3 protein-coding genes and 1 pseudogene are annotated in these 2,452 nt (G+C 32.7%); 1 reads left to right on the top strand and 3 read right to left on the bottom strand.

Going from position 1 to position 2,452, the window contains the following annotated elements:
* Positions 1 to 1,078, bottom strand: a pseudogene (locus C6H18_RS06835) (autotransporter outer membrane beta-barrel domain-containing protein); the annotation flags it as partial.
* Positions 1,020 to 1,322, bottom strand: a complete 303-nt coding sequence (locus C6H18_RS06830; RefSeq protein WP_104722366.1) for a hypothetical protein — start codon at positions 1,320 to 1,322, stop codon at positions 1,020 to 1,022. The gene C6H18_RS06830 and the pseudogene C6H18_RS06835, both read right to left, overlap by 59 nt.
* A gap of 192 nt (positions 1,323 to 1,514) precedes the next feature.
* On the opposite strand from C6H18_RS06830, the gene C6H18_RS09465 reads away from it, so the two are divergent.
* Entirely contained in the window at positions 1,515 to 1,802 is a 288-nt protein-coding gene (locus C6H18_RS09465) for a hypothetical protein (RefSeq protein ID WP_158654885.1), read from the top strand.
* Between the two features lie 89 nt (positions 1,803 to 1,891).
* On the opposite strand, the gene C6H18_RS06825 is transcribed toward C6H18_RS09465, so the two are convergent.
* Positions 1,892 to 2,452, bottom strand: a 561-nt coding sequence (locus C6H18_RS06825; RefSeq protein ID WP_158654884.1) for a hypothetical protein, incomplete at its 5' end; no start/stop codon positions are given.

Genomic DNA, 2,452 nt, shown 5'->3' with positions numbered 1-2,452 from the left:
CAGAAGAGGTGATATTTCCTTGAATACCTTTAGAGCTAGAATTGGTAATACTAAGATTCCCACCTCCTTCATTTTTAATATCTCCTGCTATATTAGCCTTACCCTTATTTTCAATACTGACTTTACCATTACCACTTGCACTAACTCCTCCTGCTATCTTAGCATTACCTTCATTTTTAAGAACAATATCTCCTTTACCACTAACAGCCCCTGCTATGTTACCTTCTCCAGAGTTGGTAATATTTAAAGGGGCATTACCAGAAGAGGTGATATTTCCTTGAATACCTTTAGAACTAGAATTGGTAATACTAATAGGAGCATCTCCTGTTGCTTTAATGTTTCCTCCAATGTTACCATTGCCAGAATTAGTAATCTTGATAGTAGCATTAGAATTAGTATTAATTCCTCCAGTAATAGAACCAGAATTAGCAATACTAATAGGAGCATTACCCGTAGAAGTAATATTTCCTTGAATACCTTGAGAGCTAGAATTAGTAATACTAACAGCACCATCTCCTGTTGCTTTAATGTCTCCTCCTATCTTACCACTGCCAGAGTTGGTAATACTTAAAGGAGCATTACCTGTGGAACTAATAGAACCTGCAATACTTCCAGAGTTTGTAATAGCTAATTTATTATCACTTTTATTTTCAATGCTTCCTGTAATAGCATCAGCAGATTTAGAATTATTTGTAATAGAATTTAACTTACTGCCCTTATCAATAATAATACTTCCAGATATAGAAGCATTACCATTATTTACTAATCCTCCATTAACACTAGCACCTTGTTCTATCTTTATGGCACTCTCTATTTTAGCATTACCACTATTTACAATATCTCCTTCTAGTTTGGTGTTAGAACCACTTATAGTAATACCTCCGCTAATAGAACCATTGCCTGAATTGCTAATAGCTTGTTTGTTATTAGCTGTTATAGTAGCACCATCAGAGATAGTAATATTTCCTGTGATTTTGCCATTGTTGTTAGCAATACCTGCACCTGTGCCTCCTTGAATCTTAGCTCCTCCTGAAATATTTATATCGCCACTTAGGTTTGCTTCGTCTTCCAAGTTCAATTCCGCTTAGGTCTCCATATATCACTGCTCCATCTTTGACTTCTATTTTTTTGGTTCTTGTGTTATTTCCGTGTACGTAGATACCAGAAGCATTATTTCCTCCACTAATCTTTGTCCCTTTACCACTAATTTCAATATCTCCTAGAACTTGACCTCCTCCAACTGAAATACCACCATTACTACCCCCTTCTATTACACCCCCATCTTTCATTATGAGTTTTTGAAAAGTGCCACCAACTAGCACAAATGCACCAGATCCTTTTATCGTTCCTGTATTAATAATTGTCCCAATGTTTGAATTAGATTGTAATTCAATAGCTGAACCACCACTTTTTAGGGTGCCTTTATTAATAAAGGTTTCAATCTTTGAACGTGATAAGTATATTCCAGAATTTATTTGTCCTTCATTGGTGAGAGTTTTAATTAGGCTATTGCTATGAGAATCAAAACGTATAGCACTTCCTTTAGTTTCTATTACTCCCTTATTCTTAAAATCTACTATGGTGCCATAAAGGGCAATCCCATATTTACGACTTCCTGTATTCTTAATCGTTCCACTATTATCAAAGGTTTGAATAGAGCCTGTATTAATATTAACATTATGAGCCTTACTTCCAGTTATGAAACCTTTATTAGTGATAGTTCCTATCTTAGCATTATTACTTACATTAATAGCAAAGTTATTATTGGTATTATTAATAGTTCCACTACTTGTAATCTCTAAGTTTTTATAATCTTTGTTTTGAATAGTAGCAGCAATATTTTTATTAGTAATAGTTCCTGTAACTTTATTGGTATTAGTATCACTAGTATCTAAAGTACCACTACCACCAGTTCATTTAATACCCAATCATCTTTAGCACTAATACTATTAGGAATTGTTAATAAGACACCAGCACAGATAAGAGAAAGACAAGTTCTTGTATTAGTAACTAAAGAATGTCTTTGATGGTTAGGGTTAGAGTCTAAATTAAGATTAGTATCTAAATTGGTATGTAGTTTAGAATCTACTTTACAATACAAATTAGAGTCTAGTTTAGAGTCTATTTCTAAAGTTTGAGTATGGATTGTAGATTCTAAAAGATTAGAGTCTAATTTAGAGTCTTGAGATTTAAGATTAGAATCTAAGGATTTAGAATTAGATTCTTGAGATTCAAGATTAAGAGTTAAAGTTTTAGAATCAGAATCTAAATTAGAATTAGATTCTAAGAGAGAGATTCTTTGATGGTTAGGGTTAGAGTCTAAATTAAGATTAGAATCTAAGGAATTAGGATTAGAATCTAAGAGTAGAGGATTAGAATAAACTTTAGAATGAATGCTAGATTTAGCATTCAAAGCCAGAATACTTAAAGGTTTAGAAACTATACTTTTATT

This window comes from Helicobacter mesocricetorum (genome assembly GCF_900198605.1).
Taxonomy (GTDB): Bacteria; Campylobacterota; Campylobacteria; order Campylobacterales; family Helicobacteraceae; genus Helicobacter_D; species Helicobacter_D mesocricetorum.
Note: the sequence above shows the minus strand (reverse complement) of the source record. Positions and strands in the feature narration are given on the sequence as shown.

Excerpts from the sequence above, each read along its gene's own strand:
- C6H18_RS09465 (WP_158654885.1), top strand. The coding sequence starts at position 1,515 with ATGAGAATCAAAACGTATAGCACTTCCTTTAGTTTCTATTACTCCCTT.